Origin of the sequence: Halomonas sp. McH1-25 (assembly GCF_022348165.1) — a bacterium.
GTDB lineage: Bacteria > Pseudomonadota > Gammaproteobacteria > Pseudomonadales > Halomonadaceae > Modicisalibacter.
Genome location: NZ_JAKRFI010000004.1, coordinates 52,899 through 70,453, shown reverse-complemented (window position 1 = coordinate 70,453; position 17,555 = coordinate 52,899). Strand labels below are relative to the sequence as shown.

Here is a 17,555-nt window from a genome sequence, read left to right as displayed (position 1 = left end):
GACGCCCGGTAATTAACTGACCCAAGGATACGGTTTGTCCAAGACATCATCCTTCCTGCATCCGCGTTACTGGCCGACCTGGGGCTCGATCGGGCTGATGCGCCTGAGCGCCTGGTTGCCCTGGCGACTGAAACTCGCCGTGGGCAAGGCCATCGGGCTCTTGGCCTGGCGCTTCGCCAAGCGTCGCCGCCACATCACCGAGACCAATCTGCGCCTGGCCTTTCCGGAGTTGGGGGACGCCCAGCGGGCCAGGTTGGTGCGTGACACCTTCGCCGCCAACGGCATCGGTATCGTCGAGACGGCCACCGGGTGGTGCCGCGACCCCGAGCATCTTCGCCATCGCGTCACCTTCAAGGGCGAAGAGCACATGCACCGGGCCATGGCACAAGGCAAGGGGGCGCTGATCATCGGCATCCACTTCTCGACGCTGGATCTCGGTGGTGCGCTGCATTCGCTGTTCTTTCCCGCCGACGTCGTCTACCGTCCGCATGACAACACGTTGTTCGAGCGCTTCATGACCCGGGCGCGCTCGCACATCTTCGGCAAGGCCATCGACCGTTACGACCTGCGGGGTGTCGTACGTCGCATCAAGGCGGGGCATGCCGTGTGGTACTCGCCGGATCAGGACTTCGGGCGCGAAGCCAGCGTATTCGCACCGTTCTTCGGCGTTGAGGCCGCCACCATCAAGCTGACCGCCAAAATCGCCCGCATGACCGACGCACCGGTCATGCCGCTGATCTTCCATCGCAACCCCGACGATCGCAGTTATACCCTGGAGTACCTGCCGGCCCTCGAGAACTTCCCGACGGGGGATGAAGTCGCCGACGCGACACGGATCAACGCCGTCATCGAAGCGGCGATTCGTCGCCACCCCGAGCAGTACCTGTGGCTGCATCGTCGCTTCAAGACCCGGCCCAAGGGCGAACCGGGCTTCTATTGAGCGCGGCCTGACTCATCACAGCAAGTCCTGGGCAAGGGAAAGCGCATGGATGCGAACCTCTGCGTCGTTGCTCTCGCATAAACGACGGCGCCCTGTCTCGGTTCGAGACAGGGCGCCGGGCAGGGCCAAAACGGATGGGCGTCAGGCGTCGATGCGCTTGTACTTCATCCGCTTGGGTGTGTCGTTGCCGACCCGCTTGCGATGATCCGCCTCGTAGTCGCTGTAGTTACCCTCGAAGAACACCACCTGCGATTCGCCTTCGTAGGCGAGGATGTGGGTGGCGATGCGGTCGAGGAACCAGCGGTCGTGGGAGATCACCATCGCGCAGCCGGGGAAGGCCAGTAGCGCCTCTTCCAGGGCGCGCAGGGTCTCGATGTCGAGATCGTTGGACGGTTCGTCGAGCAGCAACACGTTGGCGCCCTGCTTGAGGGTCTGCGCCAGCTGCAGGCGACCACGCTCACCGCCGGACAGGTCCGCCAGACGCTTCTGCTGGTCGTTGCCCTTGAAGTTGAAACGACCGACGTAGGCGCGCGAGGAAACCTCGTAGCCGTTGATGTTGAGAATGTCCTGACCGTCGGAAACTGCTTCCCACACCGTTTGCTTGTTGTCGAGATTGTCACGCAACTGCTCGACATAGGCGAGGTCGACGGTGTCGCCGACGATCACTTCGCCCTCGTCGGGCTGTTCGGTGCCGTTGATCATGCGGAACAGTGACGACTTGCCGGCGCCGTTTCCGCCGACGATGCCGACGATGGCACCCTTGGGAATCTGGAACGACAGGTTTTCGAACAGCAGCTTGTCACCGAAACGCTTGGAGACGTTGTGCAGTTCGATCACCTTGTCGCCCAGGCGCGGACCGGGCGGAATGTAGATCTCGTTGGTCTCGTTGCGCTTCTGGTACTCGCCGGACTGCATCTCCTCGAAACGGTTGAGACGCGCCTTGCTCTTGGCCTGACGGCCCTTGGGATTCTGGCGCACCCACTCCAGCTCTTCCTTGATGGCCTTCTGGCGCGAGGCTTCCTGCTTGGCTTCCTGGGCGAGACGCTTCTCCTTGGTTTCCAGCCAGTTGGAGTAATTGCCTTCGAAGGGGATGCCGTGGCCGCGGTCGAGTTCGAGAATCCAGCCAGCGACGTTGTCCAGGAAGTAGCGATCGTGGGTGATCGCCACTACGGTGCCCGGATAATCGTGAAGGAAGCGCTCCAGCCAGGCCACCGACTCGGCATCGAGGTGGTTGGTGGGCTCGTCGAGCAGCAGCATGTCCGGGTTGGAAAGCAGCAGGCGGCATAGCGCCACGCGGCGGCGCTCACCGCCAGACAGCACGCCGACGTTGGCGTCCCACGGCGGCAGACGCAGCGCCTCGGCGGCGACCTCGAGCTTGCGCTCCAGGTTGTGCGCGTCGGCAGCTTCGATCAGGTTCTCCAGACGCGCCTGTTCGGCAGCCAGGGCGTCGAAATCGGCATCGGGTTCGGCATAGGCGGCGTAAACCTCGTCCAGCTTGGCCTGGGCTGCCTTGATCTCGCCCACAGCCTCCTCGACGGTCTCGCGCACGCTCTTGCTGTCGTCGAGCTCGGGCTCCTGCGGCAGGTACCCGATGTTCAGTCCGGGCATCGGCCGGGCTTCACCGTTGTACTCGGTATCCACCCCGGCCATGATGCGCAGCAGGGTCGATTTGCCGGCACCGTTGAGACCGAGTACGCCGATCTTGGCACCCGGAAAGAAAGACAACGAAATGTCTTTGAGAATCTCGCGTTTGGGGGGCACGACCTTGCCCACCCGGTTCATGGTGAAGACGTATTGCGCCATGGAAATCCGGTCTGGTTTGAAATGGAGAATGGCCAGATGATAGTGGCCGCTCGGGCGAAACGCCAGTCGATACCCGGATGAACGAAAACGGACGCCGAGGCGTCCGCATGATCCAGCGAGTCGTTCAGGACCGTCGAGAAGCTTGAAACGAGAGGCCTGAAGCGAGAGATGAGGCTACTCTTCTTCCTCGTCGTCAATCTCGTTGAGCCAGTCGTCCTCGATGGCTCGCTTCAGCCGGCGTTCTTCCAGTAGGGCCTCGACTTGACGGCGTACTCGCAAGGTATCGGTGCGCGTGCTGCGGGACCGGGAGAATTGCGCGTCATTGACGGCGTCGAAGAAATCCTGCTCATCGGTAAGTTGTTCTTCAACAAGCGTTTCATGGCTCATGCTAGACCCTCCACAGACGCTGTATAGCGAGCCGGCATCCCATCGATGCCTTTGCCCGCTATATAACGTCTGCCGGAGACAATGGCAAGCCCTGCGAAAATAAATTTTACTCTTCGACCCCTTCCGGTCTGCTGCGCAGGGTCTCGAGTTCCTGCAATGCCTGCATGTAGGCAGTGACGTCCTTCTGTACGCCGATGTAATAGGTCAGTCGGTCCTGCTCGTTGAATACCGGTGTGATGGATAGCTCGTTCCAGAACAGGCTGCCGTCCTTGCGATAGTTGCGGATGACTTCGCGGCAGGGACGGCCTTCGGCGATAGCGCGGCGAACGTTGGCAAGTGCCGTCTGGTCGCGATCGTCATTCTGCAGGAAGCGGCAGTCGCGGTAGAGGATCTCGTCGGCGGAATAGCCGGTCAGGCGCTCGAACCCCTGATTGACGTAAATGAGGATGGTATCGTCGCCTTCCTGCTCGGCCACGGTGATGCCGTCCTCCGAGGAGTTGACGATCCGTTCCAGCAGCTCTGCGTTGATCATCGGGGGTCTTTTCATGCGCCTTTACGGTCCTGTGAGCTCGATCAATCGTTCATCATGGCCAGCCGCGCTGGGCTTTTCAATATCGCAAGGCAGAGATGTCATTCCACCTCGGGGAGTCGGTGTGCCGTGATGGATGCCACCAAGGCACACAGGGCCAGGGCCAGCAGCAGAATGTCGCTACCCAGCCAATGCGCCAACAGGCCGATGACTCCGCCTGCCACCAGCAGCATGACGCCGGTCAAGGTGTTGGAGAACGCGACATACAGGGCGCGATTGTCACTGTCGGCCAGATCGACGACATAGGTCTTGCGCCCCAGGCGCACGCCCGCATGGGCGATGACCAGAAGGCCGTAGACGAGGGCGTACGGCCAGATCGAGGAGGCCCAGGTTCCCGGTACCCAGGCGATCGCTGCTGCAGCCAGGCAGCACAACGCGGCAATGATACCGGCGTCGCGCATGACCTGGCGGCTCGAGGCATCGGCGCGCTTGCCCCACAGCGGGCTGGAGAGCATGCCGGCGATACCCGAGATGACGATGAGAATACCCAGGCCGCCCAGGTCTTCGCCGCTGCGCCGTTGGCCGAGCAGGGCGATGTAAGGCAGTGCCAGCGCGCTGGAAAGTAGCAGGGATCGGGCGACATTGAACTGCAGGAAGGCGCGATCCTCGCGCAGCAGGGCGATGCCGCGCGTGATGCTCCGCCAGGCGTTCTCGCCGCCTTGCGTGGCGCTGCGTTCCTCTCGGATCAGCGCCACGCACAGGGCGGTGGCCGCCCATCCCAGTGCCGCGACCATGAGCAGGGCGGCCAGGGTGCGCGTACCGGTATGCTCGTCGAGCAGCATCAGCACGAGCCCTGTCAGCAGCGTGACGGCACCGGCAACGCTGCCGCTCCAGCCCTGCAGCGTACCGCGACGCCCCTTGGCGATCGTCTTGCCCATGACATCCTTGGTGGCAATGGACGACACGCCGCGTGACAGCGCCAGCACGACCAGCAGCCCCAGTACCAGTGCGCCGCCCATGGCACCACCGGCAAGCAGGGCCGTCAGTGCGAGCAGGACGGCGCAGGCCGCCTGCAATACGCCTCCGGCCACCCACAGCCACTTGCGGTGCGGCATGCCGCGGATGATTCCGGCCACGACGATCTGGGGCAGCAGTGAGCCGGCTTCGCGGATCGGCACCAGCAGGCCGACCATCCACACCGGGGCGCCGAGCGTGCCGAGCAGCCAGGGCAGGACCAGGCGCGCGCTGGATAGCTCGTCGGCGAGTTTGTTGCCCAGCGAAGCGAACAACTGGCGTACGAAGTTTCCCGGTTGTTCGCGACAGGCGTCGGCGGAGATGTCCTGGCACGAATGGTCGTCTTCGCTGCCGGTCAGTTTCTCGAACAATCTCGACTGGCTGATGCCGGTCTCGGCCATGCATAACCTCCTTGGCGTCACGTCGCGGGTACCTAGCGAAGACCGTACGACGACTTGTTATGATGGCCATCGACACTTCAGCGGAGACGCAGACGATGGCACGGGTTCGCATCCATTATTGCACGCAGTGCCAGTGGCTACTGCGTGCGGGCTGGTATGCCCAGGAACTGCTTTCCACCTTCGGCGAGGATCTCGAGCAGGTCGCCTTGGCGCCCAGCCATGGCGGTCATTTCGAGGTGTTCTTCGACGACGAGGTGATCTGGGAGCGTAAGCGCGACGGCGGTTTTCCCGACGTCAAGGAACTCAAGCGTCGCGTGCGCGACAAGTTGGATCCGCAACGGGACCTGGGCCACATCGACCGTTAGCACCGGCGGAAAACGGGCGGCATTCGGCCATGTTTCACCACCAGCGCTTGCGCTTGAGCAGGCCCAGTACGATCACGCCCACCGCGAGGGTGATCGCCACGAAGGCAATGAAGCCATACGGGCTTTCCGCACCGGGGATGCCGCCGACGTTGATGCCCAGCAGGCCGGTCAAGAAGCTCAACGGCAGGAATACGGTCGTGACGATGGCGAGCATGTACATGCGCTGGTTGAGTTGCTCGTTGTGCTCGCTCCATAGCTGTTCCTGCAGGATCAGCGCGCGTTCCTGCATGGCGTTGAAGTCCTCGACGTAGCGCGACAGCTGGTTGGCGCTCTCGCGGATCGACACCTTGGTTTCCTCATCCAGCCACAGCGGTCCCTGGGCGAGCTGCGCCAGGCAGTCGCGCTGCGGGCCCATGAAGCGGCGCAGGGTGATCAGCGGACGGCGCAGGCGCGTCAGGTCGTCGACATCGAAGTCGCCGTCGTCGGTAAGCTGAGCGTCCTCCAGCTCGGCCATGCGCTCTTCGAGCTGATGGGTGACGTCGCCGACCTGGTCGACCAGCGTCTCGACCATCCAGGCCAGCAGGTCGGGCACCGAAAGTGCCCCCTGGCCGCTGTCGATGCGCTCACGCACCACGCTGACCGCATGCAGCGAGCGCCGGCGCAGGGTGATCAGGCGCTTGGGCGTGACCCAGACGCGCAGCGAGATCAGATCCTCCGGCGCGGCGCCGGGGTTGAAGTTAATGCCGCGCAGCGTGGTCACCACGCCGCGTCCGAAGCGTGCGACGCGTGGGCGGGTATCTTCCTCGATCAGCGCCTCGATGACCGCCTCGTCGAGTCCGGCCAGTGAATGCAGGTAATCCATGACATCGTCATGGCGAAAGTCCAGGTGCAGCCACAACGATGCCTCATCCTGATGCCAGGCCTGGTGCAGTTGGGTCGTGTCGAGCGCCTGCCCGCCACCCTTGCCATCCAGCCGGTAGGCAATCACGAAGGCGCTGCTTTGAGGCTGCGAGGCGGGGGCGGCCGGCACGGTACTGGAAGGTGTCGCCATGACGGGATGGTCTCTCGATGAAATAACGGTGGAAGCAAGGCGCGACAGACTCGTCTGTCTCGCCCGCTACGGTTAGGCTACTCACCTTAACTAATGGAACGTGTTTCGCGAAAGCCGAATGGGAGCAGGGATGACGCAGGATCAGCGGGCGATGCTGTACGGCGTGGGTGCCGTGGGACTGTGGTCGACGGTGGCCACGGCGTTCAAGCTGGCGCTGGAGACCATGTCTCCGGTCGAGCTGATGTGGATCGCCGCGCTGGTTTCGTGGCTGCTGATCGGCGCTCTGGTGTGGCGGCGCAATCAGTTGGGGCTCGCCCTGCGACATGGCTGGCGCACGGCGCTATGGGCCGGACTGATGAACCCGGTGGCCTATTACCTGGTGCTGTTCGCGGCCTACGACCGGCTGCCGGGGCAGGAGGCCATGGCGCTCAACTATACCTGGGCGCTGGCCATGGCGTTTCTGGCCGTGCCGATCCTCGGTCAGCGGCTGACCCGCACCGACCTGCTCGCCGGGCTGATTGCCTATGCCGGGGTATGGACCATCGCCACGCGGGGCCAGGTGTTCGACGTGGCATTCGCCGATCCGTGGGGCGTGGGGGCCGCCTTGGCCTCGACGCTGCTGTGGGCGCTGTACTGGCTGCTCAATGCGCGTGACCATCGCGAGCCGCTGGTCGCCCAGTGGCAGAATTTTTCAGTGGGGTTGCCGGTGTTGACGGTCATCGTGGCACTTGGTCCGGGATTCGGCTGGTATGGCTGGGCAGGTGTCGGCGCCGGCGTCTATGTCGGCCTGTTCGAGATGGGGATCGCCTTCGTGCTGTGGCAGATGGCGGTACACACTGTCTCGCGCACCGCCAAGGTCTCCAACCTGATCTTCCTGTCGCCGCCCGTGTCGCTGTTTCTGCTGCACGTCATCGTCGGCGAGCCGATCCTGGCCTCGACGCTGGTCGGGCTGGCGCTGATCCTGGCCGGGCTGGGGCTTCAGCAGTTGCAGAAGGCGCCCGCGCCCGAAGCGACTTAACCCTGCTGTTCGGCGAGCTGTCGCTCTTCGGTTAGCAAGGATTCCAGGGTCGGCCACACGTTATCGAGAATCCGGGGTTGGGCCGCCGCGGTGGGGTGGATACCGTCGTTCTGCATCAGCGACTTGTCCAGGGCGATACCCTCGAGCAGGAACGGCACCAGCGGGATGCCATACTCATCGGCCAGGCCCTGATAGACGCGCCGGAAGGCGTCGGTATACGCCTGGCCATAGTTGGGCGGCACCTCGATGCCCAGCAGCAGTACCTTGGCGCCGGCATCCTGGCTGGCCTCGATCATGCGTGCCAGGTTGGCGCGCATCTGTCCCGGCGGCAGGCCGCGCAGGCCGTCGTTGCCGCCGAGTTCGAGCAGAACGATGTCGGGGTCATGCTGTCCCAATAGCTCGGGCAGGCGTGCCGCGCCACCCGAGGTCGTCTCGCCGCTGATACTGGCATTGACGATCTCGACATCGTCATCCAGACGCTTGCTCAGGAGATTGACCCAGCCGAATTCGCGTTCGATACCGTAGGCGGCGCTCAAGCTGTCGCCCATGACCATGACGGTCGTCGGTGCGGCCAGCGCCGCACTGGCCCATAGCAGTCCGGCCGCCAGCGCCAGTTGCCAGAGTCGCTTGAATCGCATTGATCGACTGAACCCGATAACCACAGGAAAACCTTGCACCATGTCCGACTCCCATGCGCGTGAAACCACTGCCATTCTACATGCCCGAGGCCTGGGCAAGCAGGTCGATAGCGGCGAACGCCGCCTCGATATCCTGACAGGTCTCGACCTGGATGTGTTCCCCGGCGAGAGCGTGGCGATTCTGGGCAGCTCGGGTGCCGGCAAGTCGACGCTGCTGGGTTTGCTGGCCGGACTCGACGCCCCGACGCATGGCGAGCTCATGTTGTTTGGCAAATCCCTGGCATCGCTCGATGAGGATGGACGTGCGCAGTTGCGGGCCGGACGGGTCGGCTTCGTGTTCCAGAATTTCCAGTTGCTGCCCACGCTGACGGCACTCGAGAATGTCCTGCTGCCGCTCGAGCTGACGCCCGGCAAGGACCATCAGGCCCGGGGGCGCGACTGGCTGGGGCGGGTCGGTCTGGGCGAGCGACTCGATCATCTGCCCAAGCAGCTTTCCGGCGGTGAGCAGCAGCGTGTGGCGGTGGCGCGCGCCTTCGTTACCGAGCCGGAACTGGTATTTGCCGACGAGCCTACCGGCAACCTCGACCGCGCTACCGGCCGCAAGGTCATCGATCTGCTCTTTGCCCTGAATCGCGAGGCCGGGACCACCCTGGTGCTGGTAACGCACGACCACCACCTGGCGCGGCGTTGCCAACGCTGCCTGCAGCTCGAGGGCGGCCGCCTCGTCGAGCTCGACCGCGACGAGGTGGAAGCATGACAAGACATGCCAGGCGCGATGGCGTCTTCCGTCTGTCCCTCAAGGGGCTGCGCCGTGATCTGCGGGCCAGCGACGTGCGGGCGCTGTTCGTCGCTTTGGCCCTGGCGGTGGCGGCCTCGACGATGATCGGCTTCTTTCTCGATCGCCTCGACCGCGGCCTGACGCGCCAGGCCAGCCAGTTGATGGGCGGTGACATCAAGCTCGAACAGGACGAGCCGTTCGATGGCGAGCTACGCCGCCAGCTCGAGCAGGCGGGGCTGACCCTGGCCGATCAGGTCGACCTGGTGTCGATGGCCAGCCATGGCGATGCCTTTCAACTGGCGAGTCTCAAAGTGGTCGATGCGGCCTATCCCTTGTATGGGCAGGTACTCGTCGACCGCGGGCAAGGCGTCGTTCGGCTACCCCACGGACCGGCGCAGGGTGAAGTGTGGATCGCCCCGCGTCTGGCACAGCTATTGGATGTAGGTATCGGCGACGACGTTCAGGTCGGGCAGGCATCCTTCGTGGTAGGCGGCCTGATCGAGCGCGAGCCCGACCAGTCCGCCGGATTCGGCAGCTTCAATCCGCGCCTGATGATGCACGTCGACGATCTCGACGCGACCGGGCTGGTGCGCCCCGGCTCGCGGGTGGAGTTCGAGTTGCTGGCCAAGGGCCCGCCAGAGGCGGTGGATAGTGTCCAAGGCCTGCTGTCGCGGTTGCAGCAAAAGGGCATCGAGGTCGAGGACGTACGCGAAGACCGCCCGCAACTGGGCAGTGCGCTGGAGCGTGCCGAGAAGTACCTCAGCTTGGCGGGGCTGGCCGCCGTGCTGCTGGCCGGGGTGGCCGTGGCCATGGCCACGCGACGCTATGTCGACCGGCACCTGGATACCGCGGCGTTGCTGCGCTGTTTCGGGGCGTCCCAGCGCCAATTGTCTCGGCTGTTCGCGCTGCAGCTGATGTGGCTGGCGTTGGCCTCGGCCATCGTTGGCGCTTTGCTGGGGCTGGCCGGGCAGGCCGGTCTGCTGGCCTTGTTGATGCAATTCCTGCCCATGGAGTTGCCGCCGCCGGGCTGGCTGCCGCTGCTGATGGGCGTACTGACCGCCGTGGCAGTACTGATCGGCTTTGCCGGGCCGACACTGCTGCGTCTCAAGCGAGTCAGCGCACTCAAGGTGCTGCGCCGCGAGCTCGATCCGCTGCCGGCCTCGGCGTGGCTGGTGATCGGCGTGGCCAGCCTGGTCTTTGGAGGGCTGCTGTGGCTCTACTCCGGCGATCTGGGGTTATCACTGGGCCTGCTGGCAGGCGGGCTGGTGGCGCTCGTCCTGCTCTGGGGGCTGGGTTGGCTGTTGCTCGGCGGCGTACTGCGCCTGGCCGGCCGCTGGAGCAACGGGCAGGGCTCCGCCGCCCAGGCAATACGCCTGGGGGCGCGTCAGTTGGCGCGTCGTCGCCAGGCCAGCCTGGGGCAGCTGTTGGCCTTTGCCGTGACCTTTGCCGCCATGGCCATCATTACACTGGTGCGTGGCGACTTGCTGACCACCTGGCAGGCCCAGTTGCCCGAGGATACGCCCAACTACTTCGCCATCAACATCCAGCCCGGCGAACGCGACGGCTTTCTCGACATTCTCGATGACGCGGTGGACAATCGGTCGGCGCTCTATCCCATGGTGCGCGGACGCATCACGGCGATCAACGACCAGCCGCCGCGTGAGGTGGTGCCGGAGGCGAACCGCGGCGACAACTCGCTGCGCCGCGAGCTCAACCTGACCTGGCGCGAGGCCATTCCCGAGGGCAACCGCATCGTGGCCGGCGAATGGTTTGGCCCTGAGGCGGGCGTCAACTACGCGGGCGGGGCACAGGCGGTACCCATCTCCATGGAGAGCGGGCTGGCCGAGCGCCTGGGTATCGGGCTTGGCGACACCCTGACCTTCGCCATCGGCAGCCAGGAGATTACCGGCGAGATCATGAGCCTGCGCGATCTCGACTGGGACAGCTTCCGGCCCAACTTCTTCGTCGTCTTCCCGCCGGACGTGCTCGAGCGCTTTGGGCACAGTTACATCACCGCCTTCCACCTCGACCGGGAGAATGGCGGGCAGGTACTCGGTGAGCTGGTGTCGGCGTATCCCGGCGTCTCGCTGATCAACGTCGAGGCGATCCTCGGTCGGGTTCGCGAATTGCTCACCCAGGTCACGCGGGCCGTGGAATTCGTGCTGGCCTTCGTGCTGCTGGCAGGGGTCAGCGTGCTGTACGCCGCGCTGACCGCCAGTCATTCGCTGCGCACCCACGAAAGCGGCCTGCTGCGCGTGTTCGGCGCCGGGGATCGCTTGATCTCGCGCGTGCAGGGCGTCGAGTTCGCATTGCTGGGCTTCACCAGCGGCCTGATGGGGGCGCTCCTGGCCGAACTGGCCGCCGCCGGGGTGTATGTCGGCTGGCTCGATCTGGCGCCGCGCATCCACTGGACGATGTGGCTGGTCCTGCCGCTGGGCGGAGCGCTGCTGATCGGCGTGATCGGGCATGCGCTGTCGCGCGGCGTGCGTCGCCAGACCCCGATGGCCAGCCTGGGCTTGCTGGGGGAAGCGTGAGTCTGACTAAACCCAACGTGAGAAATTCTCGGCCAGCCATGACGCCCTTTCATGTGAAAGGGCGGGGGCTCTGGGGTATCATTGCGGCCCCAGATTCTCCCGTGATTTCGAGGACTCTCGCCGATGTTCACCCGTGACATGCAGATCGCCGGATTCGATGATGCCCTGTGGGACGCCATGCAGCAGGAAGTGGCTCGCCAGGAAGCGCACATCGAACTGATCGCCTCCGAGAACTATGCCAGCCCGCGCGTGATGCAGGCCCAGGGCACGCAGCTCACCAACAAGTACGCGGAAGGTTATCCCGGCAAGCGCTACTACGGCGGCTGCGAACACGTCGACGTGGTCGAGGACCTGGCGATCCAGTACGCCAAGCAGCTGTTCGATGCCACCTACGCCAACGTGCAGCCGCACTCCGGCTCGCAGGCCAACGGCGCCGTGTTCCAGGCGCTGGTCAAGCCGGGCGACACCGTGCTGGGCATGAGCCTGGACGCCGGCGGTCACCTGACTCACGGCGCCAAGCCCAACTTCTCCGGTAAGCACTACACGGCGGTGCAGTACGGCCTGGGCGAGGGCGGCCTGATCGATTATGACGAGGTGGCCCGTCTGGCGCGCGAGCATCAGCCGAAGATGATCATCGCCGGCTTCTCGGCCTACTCGCAGATCATCGACTGGGCCAAGTTCCGCGAAATCGCCGACGAGGTGGGTGCCTACCTGCTGGTCGACATGGCGCACATCGCCGGACTGGTGGCGGCCGGCATCTACCCGAGCCCGCTGCCCCATGCCCATGTGGTGACCACCACGACCCACAAGACCCTGCGCGGTCCGCGTGGCGGGTTGATCCTTTCCGCCGAGGGCGACGCCGAGATCGAGAAGAAACTCCAGTCCGCCGTGTTCCCGGGCGGCCAGGGCGGCCCGCTGATGCACGTCATCGCCGCCAAGGCGGTGTGCTTCAAGGAAGCCATGGCGCCGGAATTCAAGACCTACCAGCAGCAGGTGGTCAAGAACGCCCAGGTCATGGCCGGCGTGTTCATCGAGCGCGGTTTCGAGGTGGTGTCCGACGGTACCGAGGATCACCTGTTCCTGCTGTCGTTGATCAAGCAGGGCCTGACCGGCAAGGACGCGGACGCCGCGCTGGGGCGTGCCCATATCACCGTCAACAAGAATGCCGTACCCGGCGACCCGCAGAGCCCATTCGTCACCTCCGGTCTGCGTATCGGCACCCCGGCGGTCACCACCCGCGGTTTCGGCGAAGCCGAATGTCGCGACCTGGCCGGCTGGATCTGTGACATCCTCGACGCCATGGCCAATGGTGATTCCAGCGCCGCCGAGGCCGAAGTGAAAGCCAAGGTCGAAGCCGTCTGCGCACGCTTGCCGGTGTATCGCGACGCCTGATTACGCATGACAGGTTGGTGAAAACGGTCGAGCCGCTCCGAGTCCGGAGCGGCTTTTTCATGCGTCTTCAGCAAAAAAGAAAGCCCCACACGAGGTGGGGCATAAGTAACGCAGGAACCGTCTTAGTTTTGTACGACCACAGAGCTGTTGCCGCTGCCATACTGAACGATGGAAGAGTAGTTTCCATTGGAGAGCTGCTGGACATTGGCAGTGTTGCCGTTGAAGAAGCTCTGCTGAGAAATCACAGATTCATTGTGAGAACCCACCTGCTTGACGAAGGCGTCATTGCCAGACCAGCCGGTCTGGGTGATCTCGGATTCGTTGCTGTAACCTCTCTGGTAAACATTGGCGTAGTTGCCATCACCGTCCTGAGAGATATCCGACCAGTTGTCGTTTCCTTTTTGCGCAACGATGGCGTCGTTGTAATCGCCGTCCTGGTCGATCTTGGAGACGTTGCCGTAACCGTCCTGGTCGACTTCGGCATAGTTTTTCACGCCATCTTGCCAGATCTTGGACGTTGACTCACCGTCCTGATAGACGTCAGCAACGTTGCCGGTACCGTCTTGTTCGACAAGGGAATAGTTCTCGCCGATCTGCTTGATGCGTGAATCGTTGAAGTAACCGTCTTGCTCGATCTTGGAGGTAGAGGCGCCAGTCTGCTTGACTGTGGCATCCTGGTAACCGCCTTCCTGGTCGATTTTGGATTCGTTGGCTGCCATGGCGGCGCCAGAGCTGAAGGCCAGGCTGACGAAAGCGGCGATGAGTGTCTTCTGCATTTTCATGAATGTTCCCTTTGCTTGGATGAGCTTGCTTGCTTGTTGAAAAGGCAGTACGTGCAAGTGGTACTACCGGGTTTCGACCGTGACAGTCATGCCGGTACCGGATCGAGACAATTGCTCGATACTGACTCCGCGACTGGCACTTCCGAACTGGTTGACGGAGGCTTTTGCATTGACGCCGAATTGTTTAATGGCGGCGTTCAATTCATTGCCCGTCTGATTGATGCTGGCGGAAAAATCGTTGCCTTTCTGCAATACGATGCCGAGGTTGTTGCCTCCGGCCTGGCTGATATCGGCAACGTTGTTGTATCCATTCTGATAAAGCCAGGCCAGGTTGCCCTGTGAATAGCCATTCGTAAGGCTTTGCTCAATCCTGGCGCTATTGTCGCTGCCAATTTGCTGGATAATGGCGCCGTTGCCCCGCTGGTTTGGCAGTATTCCCGATACGATCAAGGACTCTTCAAGCTGAACTGAGCCTTGGGTATGTTGTGCGATGCGGGCGGGAGCACTTTCGTTGGCCGACAGGGCGATCGGTAAGGCCAGCATGGCGATGCCGGCAATGATTGGGCAGTACCCTTTCTTGCCATTCCGCTGCCTGAAGCCTGGTGCGTCCATGCCCTTCTCCCGTGTACCCGATTTTTATATTGATGGCTCGTGCTTTGTACCGTTATGTTAAGCATTATTCTGGCGTGTAATAAAAAGTTATCCATAAGCTGTTTTTCTTAAATTATTAATGAGATAACTAATGCTTCTTAAGAATTAAATTACCAAACATTTAATGCCAAATTAGTTGTGGCTAACGAAGCTTTTGTCGAATGAAGCATCCTCGAAATGACAGGAGGAATAGTTATGGTTTCCTGGTTCATAAAAGCTGCAAGAGTGGGAGGCATGGGTATGATTCTTGGCGCTACGAGTGTGGCGACGCAGGCCGCAGAGCACGAAGCGTTTTTCGTGCTGATACCAAAACCGGGCAATACCTCGGTCAGTAGCCAGAGCAGTAATGGCTATACGCTGAGTCTGGCGACCTTGGGGAGCGTGGAAGCCGCGCAGCGTCTTGCTAAAGAGTTGGCTGCCAAGGGCGTCACAGCGATTGAGCTGAGTTCGGGCTTTGGCGAGGATGGATTGTCAGCCGTGCGAGATACCGTAGGCGATAAGGTCAGGGTCGGCCTCGTGCGCTACGACTGGAAATGAAGCAAGGAGAAAGAAAACAGGCCACGCCGAAGGTGGCCTGAAGCAACAGGAACTATCGATTTATACCCCTCAGAGCATCGGTGTAGGCGCTTGGAGATAGTCGTTGAGTACGGAAGTCTCCAAGGCTTCTGCGTCCTTCAGGTTCCACAGGTTGGTGGTGATCCCACGCGCGATGAGATGGATCACTGCCGACTCGATGGCCGACATGGTGGCCAACTGGGTCGGCTCGTTGGTCGTGACGCCCGCTTCGGCCTCCAGCAGGCGCTTGAAGTCGATGAAGCGATAGACGCCCGCCCTGATTTCCTTGGAGTAGATGGTCTTGGTGGTGGTGACGTTGGCCAGCACTTCACCGGAAGAGATCTCGACTGCACGCAGGTTGATGGTCACCTGATCCACCTGATACTGCCCCGAAGTGCCGATACCGAAGTACTCGACGCCGGCTCCCCCGGTGCGAATGTTCGACTCATAGGCAATGATGCCGCCTTCCAGCAGGACGGAGGCAGAGCGCAACGACGGTAACGTGTCCGGTCGGCCGTAACGTTCGGATTCGGCGCGGATGATCTTGCGCTCGGTCAGCAGGTTCTGCAGGCCGACCCGCTCCAGCGGCGTGAACCAGCCCGAATCGACCAGGGCGCCCATCAGCATCGCTGCGGCGCCCTGTGTCACCGCTGTGGAAAACGTGCTCGCCGGGGCTGGCTTGTACTGGCCGGTCATGTCCCGGAAATCGTAGACTGCAGCATAGATTTTACCGGCGGGCGGGGGCAGGGCAATCAGATCCTTGTAAGTCCCGCTGCGTGGCGTCAGCGTCGTCGGTGTGCCTTCGAGCCCTTCCGAATGACTGACAACACCGGCGCAGCCGCTCAGTACAGCGCTGAGCAGTATAAGAATGACGAATCGCATTTTTATGTTCCCTTGAGTTCCCGGAAATGCCGTTCTTGTTATGGATTGAAGTTCAGGCCGCCGACATCGATCGACGTCACATCGCCCGTGACCTTGTCCGTCACGCGTAAGCTCAGCCCGCCGCCCGTGTCGTCGACGATCACGATGAAGTCATCGCTTTCGAAAGAGCCTTGTGTCACATCGCCCGAACCGACATCCGAGATCAACTGCGAGATGAGCCGGCTCTCGAGGCTGCTGACCAGGCGATCGGTCGCTGACAGCGACTCATAACTATCGAGACCGGGGTCCTCGTGCGTGTCCTGGGCCTGGGCCTTGCCCAATAGATAGCTTCCGTTGAGCGGGCTCCCGCCAAAAGACGGATTGATGGGCTGGTAGACCAAGTCACCGGCATTGGCGTGGGTACTGCCGATCAGCAGGGCGCCACCCAATAGGCCAATCATGCGTTTCATGTCCGTTTCTCCTGCGTCGCTTCGGCCTCAGAATTCATCCTCGGCCAGGTCCTTGCTTGGCTGCAGGGCTTGCTGCAGCTTCTGTTTGATTATTCTGTCGCGCACGATGTCGACAGCCTGTTGCGCAATGTCCTCAATACCCGCCAGGCGTGGCGAGACGGTGGTCTGGAAATGGATGCGGGAACCTTCGCTGATCCATATCAGGCTGCCCCAGCGTGCCGAGGGGCGCTCGTGAACCGTCAACGTAACGGCCGAGAGGATGGGATAGTTCAGGCGTTGCTGGCTGAATGCGTCGTAAAACGTCTTGCCCGCCAGGCTGATGGTTCTGTCGACCAGCACGCCGCCCAGTTCGTTACCCGACTGCCCGGGAGATGTAAGCGGTGGCCCATCGGGGCTGGCAGGCGTCTCCTGGACTGATTCGCCATTCATCGCCTCTTCCGCCAGCGTCGTTGCCGAGCAAGCCAGCAGGCAAAGCCAGAGCGGGACCGTTAGCCAGAGGCGTGTCATCCGTTTTCCACCTCGCGCAACGGCAGACTGACGGGAGCAGGGCAATGGCGTCTCATTCGGTCGATGGCCTGAAACCGATTGCAGACGTTCAGCTTTCGGAACAGGTTGTAGAGATGTGTCTTTACCGTGTGGTCGCTGATTTCCAGCTCCCTGGCAATCCGAGCATTGGATGCGCCCAGGCCCAGCAGGTCGAGTACTTCGGCTTCACGGTGGGTAAGCCCCGCCAACGACGCATGAGCGCTGGTTTGCTGAGCGCGGTAAAAGCCGATCAGACGCGCCATCAATGAGCGCGATAACCACCACTCGCCATTCTGCAGCGCGTCAATTCCCTTGAGCAGCTGATTCAGGCTGTCGCGGCGATAAAAAATGCCTTCCAGATGGAGGGAGGCGAGAAGGGCCGCTGCGTGTTCGTCGTCCGTTACATTGAAGGCGGCAATGGTGAGCAACGGGTCATCGAGTGCCGCTTCGTGCCAATGCTGCATGCCTAGCTTGCCGACATGATTGACATCCAGCAGGACGAGGGTGCTTTCCCGGATGTCTCGTTCGACCGGTTCCTCAGGAGAGACAACCGTGACCGGCCACGCCAATCGCTCGACAAGACAGTCGTGGAAAAGCTGCATTTGCGGACCGACGGTCGAGACCAGCCATATCTCAGGCTTCCCTTGGCTCATGAGTGACCTCGAGTTACGGGGCTTATCCGTGTTGATGCCCGGGCAGGTATTGTTGGTTAATGGTTTATAAATTTATCTGTTCTGTAAAGATTAGTTGTCTAGTGTTTTAATGCTGAGGGATCTAGACGTGGCGGGAAAGTAGCGGGAGCAGAAGCGAGAAGCGGGCGAGGCCAGAGTCGAGGCACCCTGAAGAATAGGATGAATTAGA

General features: G+C 62.3%; 19 protein-coding genes. 7 read left to right on the top strand and 12 right to left on the bottom strand.

Translation table 11 applies throughout. The features are described 5' to 3' along the window. The first annotated feature begins 34 nt into the window (after window positions 1–34). Window positions 35–940, top strand: coding sequence for an LpxL/LpxP family Kdo(2)-lipid IV(A) lauroyl/palmitoleoyl acyltransferase (gene lpxL, locus MHM84_RS11905; RefSeq protein WP_239266411.1), 906 nt, complete (start codon window positions 35–37; stop codon window positions 938–940). Window positions 941–1,081: 141 nt separating this feature from the next. On the opposite strand, the gene ettA is transcribed toward lpxL, so the two are convergent. From ettA to MHM84_RS11885, 4 genes are all read right to left on the bottom strand, one after another. After that, on the bottom strand, window positions 1,082–2,743 hold the full coding sequence (ettA, locus tag MHM84_RS11900; RefSeq protein ID WP_239266409.1) for an energy-dependent translational throttle protein EttA: 1,662 nt from the start codon (window positions 2,741–2,743) through the stop codon (window positions 1,082–1,084). 174 nt (window positions 2,744–2,917) lie between these two features. Further along, window positions 2,918–3,130: a hypothetical protein gene (locus MHM84_RS11895; RefSeq protein WP_239266407.1), complete on the bottom strand. Its 213-nt coding sequence runs from the start codon at window positions 3,128–3,130 to the stop codon at window positions 2,918–2,920. A gap of 106 nt (window positions 3,131–3,236) precedes the next feature. Continuing rightward, entirely contained in the window at window positions 3,237–3,677 is a 441-nt protein-coding gene (locus MHM84_RS11890; RefSeq protein WP_239266405.1) for a PAS domain-containing protein, read from the bottom strand. A gap of 83 nt (window positions 3,678–3,760) precedes the next feature. Next, window positions 3,761–5,074, bottom strand: a complete 1,314-nt coding sequence (locus MHM84_RS11885) for an MFS transporter (RefSeq protein WP_239266403.1) — start codon at window positions 5,072–5,074, stop codon at window positions 3,761–3,763. Between the two features lie 95 nt (window positions 5,075–5,169). Between MHM84_RS11885 and MHM84_RS11880 the strand changes: the two genes are divergently transcribed. Beyond that, complete coding sequence (locus MHM84_RS11880; RefSeq protein ID WP_239266401.1) at window positions 5,170–5,439, top strand: SelT/SelW/SelH family protein; 270 nt, start codon at window positions 5,170–5,172, stop codon at window positions 5,437–5,439. A gap of 34 nt (window positions 5,440–5,473) precedes the next feature. On the opposite strand, the gene MHM84_RS11875 is transcribed toward MHM84_RS11880, so the two are convergent. After that, window positions 5,474–6,490: a zinc transporter ZntB gene (locus MHM84_RS11875; protein WP_239266398.1), complete on the bottom strand. Its 1,017-nt coding sequence runs from the start codon at window positions 6,488–6,490 to the stop codon at window positions 5,474–5,476. A 130-nt stretch (window positions 6,491–6,620) separates the two neighbouring features. Between MHM84_RS11875 and MHM84_RS11870 the strand changes: the two genes are divergently transcribed. Then, complete coding sequence (locus MHM84_RS11870) at window positions 6,621–7,508, top strand: DMT family transporter (protein WP_239266395.1); 888 nt, start codon at window positions 6,621–6,623, stop codon at window positions 7,506–7,508. Here MHM84_RS11870 and MHM84_RS11865 read toward each other — a convergent pair. Then, window positions 7,505–8,146 carry an arylesterase gene (locus MHM84_RS11865; RefSeq protein ID WP_275445755.1) on the bottom strand — a complete coding sequence of 214 codons (642 nt, stop codon included), beginning with the start codon at window positions 8,144–8,146 and terminating at the stop codon, window positions 7,505–7,507. The two genes, MHM84_RS11870 and MHM84_RS11865, sit on opposite strands and share 4 nt — an antisense overlap. A 40-nt stretch (window positions 8,147–8,186) precedes the next feature. On the opposite strand from MHM84_RS11865, the gene MHM84_RS11860 reads away from it, so the two are divergent. From MHM84_RS11860 to glyA, 3 genes are all read left to right on the top strand, one after another. After that, on the top strand, window positions 8,187–8,903 hold the full coding sequence (locus MHM84_RS11860; protein ID WP_239266392.1) for an ATP-binding cassette domain-containing protein: 717 nt from the start codon (window positions 8,187–8,189) through the stop codon (window positions 8,901–8,903). After that, window positions 8,900–11,458: an FtsX-like permease family protein gene (locus MHM84_RS11855; RefSeq protein WP_239266389.1), complete on the top strand. Its 2,559-nt coding sequence runs from the start codon at window positions 8,900–8,902 to the stop codon at window positions 11,456–11,458. Before MHM84_RS11860 ends, MHM84_RS11855 begins: the two co-directional genes overlap by 4 nt. A gap of 123 nt (window positions 11,459–11,581) precedes the next feature. Further along, complete coding sequence (gene glyA / locus MHM84_RS11850) at window positions 11,582–12,850, top strand: serine hydroxymethyltransferase (protein ID WP_239266386.1); 1,269 nt, start codon at window positions 11,582–11,584, stop codon at window positions 12,848–12,850. A gap of 122 nt (window positions 12,851–12,972) precedes the next feature. On the opposite strand, the gene MHM84_RS11845 is transcribed toward glyA, so the two are convergent. Both MHM84_RS11845 and MHM84_RS11840 read right to left on the bottom strand, forming a co-directional pair. Beyond that, window positions 12,973–13,632 carry a hypothetical protein gene (locus tag MHM84_RS11845; protein ID WP_239266382.1) on the bottom strand — a complete coding sequence of 220 codons (660 nt, stop codon included), beginning with the start codon at window positions 13,630–13,632 and terminating at the stop codon, window positions 12,973–12,975. A gap of 63 nt (window positions 13,633–13,695) precedes the next feature. Next, window positions 13,696–14,244, bottom strand: a complete 549-nt coding sequence (locus tag MHM84_RS11840) for a hypothetical protein (RefSeq protein WP_239266379.1) — start codon at window positions 14,242–14,244, stop codon at window positions 13,696–13,698. 234 nt (window positions 14,245–14,478) lie between these two features. Here MHM84_RS11840 and MHM84_RS11835 point away from each other — a divergent pair, with 234 nt between their 5' ends. Beyond that, window positions 14,479–14,820: a DUF6506 family protein gene (locus MHM84_RS11835; protein WP_239266376.1), complete on the top strand. Its 342-nt coding sequence runs from the start codon at window positions 14,479–14,481 to the stop codon at window positions 14,818–14,820. A gap of 69 nt (window positions 14,821–14,889) precedes the next feature. On the opposite strand, the gene MHM84_RS11830 is transcribed toward MHM84_RS11835, so the two are convergent. From MHM84_RS11830 to MHM84_RS11815, 4 genes are read right to left on the bottom strand one after another with little or no spacing between them, the layout of a single operon-like run. After that, window positions 14,890–15,720, bottom strand: coding sequence for a CsgG/HfaB family protein (locus tag MHM84_RS11830; protein WP_239266373.1), 831 nt, complete (start codon window positions 15,718–15,720; stop codon window positions 14,890–14,892). A 38-nt stretch (window positions 15,721–15,758) separates the two neighbouring features. Beyond that, window positions 15,759–16,169, bottom strand: a complete 411-nt coding sequence (locus MHM84_RS11825) for a curli assembly protein CsgF (RefSeq protein WP_239266370.1) — start codon at window positions 16,167–16,169, stop codon at window positions 15,759–15,761. A 27-nt stretch (window positions 16,170–16,196) separates the two neighbouring features. Next, window positions 16,197–16,676 (bottom strand): curli production assembly/transport protein CsgE, encoded by a 480-nt coding sequence (locus tag MHM84_RS11820; protein WP_239266367.1) that lies wholly within the window; start codon window positions 16,674–16,676, stop codon window positions 16,197–16,199. Then, window positions 16,673–17,347 carry a LuxR C-terminal-related transcriptional regulator gene (locus MHM84_RS11815; RefSeq protein ID WP_239266364.1) on the bottom strand — a complete coding sequence of 225 codons (675 nt, stop codon included), beginning with the start codon at window positions 17,345–17,347 and terminating at the stop codon, window positions 16,673–16,675. The genes MHM84_RS11820 and MHM84_RS11815 overlap by 4 nt, the downstream gene beginning before the upstream one ends. Window positions 17,348–17,555: the final 208 nt, after the last annotated feature.